This window comes from Planktotalea sp., from assembly GCF_039984035.1.
Taxonomy (GTDB): domain Bacteria; phylum Pseudomonadota; class Alphaproteobacteria; order Rhodobacterales; family Rhodobacteraceae; genus Planktotalea.
This window is the reverse complement of sequence record NZ_JBDWVM010000219.1, coordinates 1-3851: the sequence shown is the minus strand read 5'-3', so window position 1 is coordinate 3851 and position 3851 is coordinate 1. Positions and strand designations below refer to the sequence as shown.

At 54.8% G+C, this 3851-nt stretch carries 5 protein-coding genes and 1 pseudogene; 2 read left to right on the top strand and 4 right to left on the bottom strand.

From position 1 onward, the window contains the following. Both ABJQ89_RS10055 and ABJQ89_RS10050 read left to right on the top strand, forming a co-directional pair. A pseudogene (locus tag ABJQ89_RS10055) lies at positions 1 to 275 on the top strand (hypothetical protein); the annotation flags it as partial. A 102-nt stretch (positions 276 to 377) separates the two neighbouring features. Continuing rightward, positions 378 to 1193: a TauD/TfdA family dioxygenase gene (locus ABJQ89_RS10050; RefSeq protein WP_348496110.1), complete on the top strand. Its 816-nt coding sequence runs from the start codon at positions 378 to 380 to the stop codon at positions 1191 to 1193. Positions 1194 to 1236: 43 nt separating this feature from the next. Here ABJQ89_RS10050 and ABJQ89_RS10045 read toward each other — a convergent pair whose 3' ends face one another. The 4 genes from ABJQ89_RS10045 to ABJQ89_RS10030 form a co-directional block, all read right to left on the bottom strand. Then, entirely contained in the window at positions 1237 to 2094 is an 858-nt protein-coding gene (locus ABJQ89_RS10045; protein ID WP_348496109.1) for a ferredoxin--NADP reductase, read from the bottom strand. Positions 2095 to 2173: 79 nt separating this feature from the next. Then, positions 2174 to 2545, bottom strand: coding sequence for a DUF934 domain-containing protein (locus ABJQ89_RS10040; protein ID WP_348496108.1), 372 nt, complete (start codon positions 2543 to 2545; stop codon positions 2174 to 2176). Next, a complete protein-coding gene (locus ABJQ89_RS10035; protein WP_348496107.1) occupies positions 2542 to 3288 on the bottom strand; it encodes a phosphoadenylyl-sulfate reductase in 747 nt (248 codons plus the stop codon). The genes ABJQ89_RS10040 and ABJQ89_RS10035 overlap by 4 nt, the downstream gene beginning before the upstream one ends. After that, positions 3278 to 3851 (bottom strand): nitrite/sulfite reductase (locus ABJQ89_RS10030; protein WP_348496106.1); only part of this gene is annotated, 574 nt, incomplete at its 5' end. The genes ABJQ89_RS10030 and ABJQ89_RS10035, both read right to left, overlap by 11 nt.

Genomic DNA, 3851 nt, shown 5'->3' with positions numbered 1-3851 from the left:
AGGCTGCAAGCGATGCAGTTGAAGCCGTGACCGAAACAGCGACTGATACGGCTGTAGACGCTGCGACTGATGCTGCATCTGACGCGACAGGCGGCATTGCTGATTTGCTCACGACAGACGGCTTTAACTTGGACAAAGTGTCTGAAATGATTGACGGTTCTGAAATCGGCGCACTTAAGAAAACAGCGCTGAAAACCGCGTTGAGCAGCGCGCAGGAAAATCCTGAGTTGCTTCAAGGCGTTCTTGATCAGATCAAATCTGCAATGGGTCTCTAAACGAACCTGTAGATTAGTTTTAGAAACCCCGCTTTTCGGAGCGGGGTTTTTTCTTGCTTATTTTCGCGCAAACAGGCTCCCTCTGTTCTAGGGAGACACAGAATGCACATTGCGAAGATGTCTGGCGCCGTTGGCGCTGAAATCACTCAAGTCGATTTAACGGATCTGGGCGACACTGGATTTAACGACCTTCGGGATGCGCTGTTCGCGCACGGTATGATCGTCATTCGGAACCAGTCCATCACGCCCGAGGCACATATCGCCTTGGTAGAGCGCTTTGGCGCGATTGATATCAACCGCTTCTTCACGCCCGTTGCGACCCATCCCATGATCGCTGAGGTGCGCACCTCCCCTGACATGACGCGCGTCATTGGGGGTACTTGGCACACTGATCATTCCTATGATCCGGCACCCGCGATGTGTTCTATCCTTGCCGCGCGTGAACTCCCCGCATTTGGCGGCGATACGCTCTTTGCGTCGATGACGGCTGCCTACAATAGCCTGAGCGAGGGCCTCAAGACCACCTTGCGCGGGCTCAGAGCGGTGCATTCCGATGGTAGCTTTGCACAGAGCAACGTGGGGATCGAAGCGGACGCCAAGGCCTTCAAGGAACCCGTCTATCACCCCTGTATAATTGCCCATCCCACGACGGGTGCGCCGTGTCTCTACGTGAACGGTGATTTCACGACGCAGTTTGAGGGATGGAGCGAAGAGGAAAGCGCGCCGCTGCTGAGGTATCTCTATGCCCATGCGACGCGGCCGGAATATAGCTGCCGATTGCGTTGGGAAGAGGGGAGCGTTGCGATTTGGGATAACCGTTTGGTGCAACATTTCGCCTGCGCCGATTACGCCGGGCACGGACGCTTGATGCATCGGATAACGGTGGAGGGGAGTGTGCTCTCCGCGTATACGGGCTGAGCGGGGGGGTAGGGTGCGTGATACCACGCACCCTACGGTAAGTTTAATCGAGGAAAGCTTTCTCAACCACGTAATGCGCTGGTTTTGAATTTGCGCCTTCTTCAAGGCCGTACTCTTCGAACATATCCTTGAGTTCCAAGTTGAAGGCCAAGTTGCCGCAGATCATCGCGCGATCAGTGTCTGGGTTCAAAGGTTCAACGCCAAGGTCTTTGAACGCTTCGCCAGATTTCATCAGATCGGTAATACGGCCCATCTTCGCACTCTCTTCGCGCGTTGTTGTGGGGTAGTATTTGATCTTCTTCCAGAAGCCTTCGCCGATCACTTCATTCAGCAATTCGTCATCTTTAAGGGATTCGATGAGCTCGCGGCCATAGGTCAGCTCACCCGCTTCACGGCAGGTGTGGGTGATGACGATTTCATCATAATCTTCATAGGTTTGCGGCTCGCGCAGCAAGGATGCAAATGGTGCAAAGCCGGTGCCTGTTGCGAAGAACCACAGACGCTTGCCTGGGATCAGCGCGTCATGCACCAATGTGCCAACAGGCTTTGGACGCAAGATGACTTCATCGCCCACTTTGATGTGCTGCAGCTTGGATGTTAGCGGGCCGTCTTGCACCTTGATGGAGTAAAACTCCAATTCTTCATCCCAGCTCGGGGAGGCGATAGAGTAGGCGCGCAGCAATGGTTTTTGCTTGCCGGTCTTCGGGTTCACATCTCCCATCAGGCCAATCATGACGAATTCGCCAGAGCGAAAACGCATGGACGCAGGGCGCGTCATACGGAAAGAAAAGAGGCGGTCTGTCCAATGCTTGACCTCAGTCACCGTCTGGGCGTCTGGGAGCGTCGGAGTTTTGGGTGCTACTGCAGCGGCTGCATTGGTCACGGGCGTGATCTCATTCATATGTGTACAAACAGATTTTTAGTCTGTTTCCCCATCTATACTGGTTTTTCGTGTTTGAAAAGGGTTCTGTTTGACGGACCTATCCGCGCAGACGATTTTGGTAGTCACCAGACTGCCAATCCGCACGAGCAAGCCAATCGGCTTCTGGCTGGCGGGTGGCTAGCGCGTCATCAATTTCGACTTCATCAAAGCCAGAGCGACGTGCCATGGCATATTGATCAGCTATCACATGACCACGGGCACGCAAGCGCCCCTTGTAGCCACGCAGGCGCAATTGGCGTGCGATCGTGAAGCCACGGCCATCTGCAAAGCTAGGGAAATCAACGCGGATCATTTTCAGATCTTCGCTGAGCTCCAAAGTTGTTGGATCGGCGTCAGAAGCCAAATCCAGATCAATTGCGCCAGTCCACGTGTCTGGACCAAAGCCAGCGTCGGTTACCAAAACAGTCATACTTCTTCTTTCTGTGTCACAGGACCGCGAACCGCTTGTCCGTTGATAAAGTGTATTCCGCATTCGACCTTGTCGCTTCCGCGCCAACGGCCTGAACGGGCGTCTTCGCCTTCTGCAACTGGGCTGGTGCAGGGCGCACAGCCAATCGACAGATAGCCCTTGGCCAGCAATGGGTGCTTGGGCAGGCGGTTTTCTTCCATGTATTCGCGCAGATCATGGGGCTTCCAATGCGCAAGCGGGTTGATCTTGATCTTGCCAAGCGCTTCATCTGCTTCAAACACTTCAAGGTTGGCGCGCGGCCCCCCTTGGTAGCGTTTACGCCCCGTGATCATCGCATCCAAGTCCGGCATCGCAGCAAGCGTTTGCTCCAGCGGGATATTTTTGCGCAAGGCGCAGCATGCGTCGGTGTCTGACATATGCAGCGCACCATAAGGATCACCCGCATCAAGCGCAGCCTGCTCGGGCGAGACCAGACGCACGTTTGTGAGTTTCAAACGCTCTGTCAGTTCTTGCACATAGACCAAAGTCTCGCTGAAGTGTTTGCCCGTATCCAAGAAGATCACAGGCAAATCAGCCTTGGTGACAGCGACCAAGTGCAACAGCACTGCAGCCTCCGCGCCAAAGCTGGACACCAAAGCGATGTCCTTTAGCTCAGGCGCATCGAGCGCCACACGCAGCGCTTGTTGGGCGCTCCGTGAGGTCAGTCGTGCGTTGAGCGCATTTGCGAGCTCCTTAAGCGGCATCGGCTTGTGCTTTTTCTGGGTACAGCGCCGCTTTGAACGGTGCCATGCCAAGACGACGATAGGTTTCGATGAAGGTCTCTTCTTCGCTCGCACGGATATCCATATAAGCGCCGACAAGACGTTCAATCGCAGGAACGATTTCTGTGTAAGAGAAACCCGGTCCTGCACGTTCACCAATCGCAGCGGTTTCTGTGTGATCGCCGCCCAGCGTGATCTGGTAGTTCTCCACACCAGCACGGTCGAGGCCCAGAATGCCGATGTGCGCGACGTGGTGGTGACCACAGGCGTTGATGCAGCCGGAAATCTTGATCTTCAAATCACCGATATCGTGCTCAAGCTTGAGTTCATCAAAACGCGTTGCAATTTGCTGTGCGATAGGGATCGAACGCGCTGTCGCCAGTGCACAATAATCCATGCCGGGGCAGGCGATGATGTCAGAGATCAGACCAATGTTCGCTGTTGCAAGGCGGTGCGCTTTGAGGATGCTGTGAAGCTCTGGCAGATCGGATTTGTGTACGTGCGGCAGGATCACGTTCTGCTCGTGGCTGATGCGCAGCTCGTCA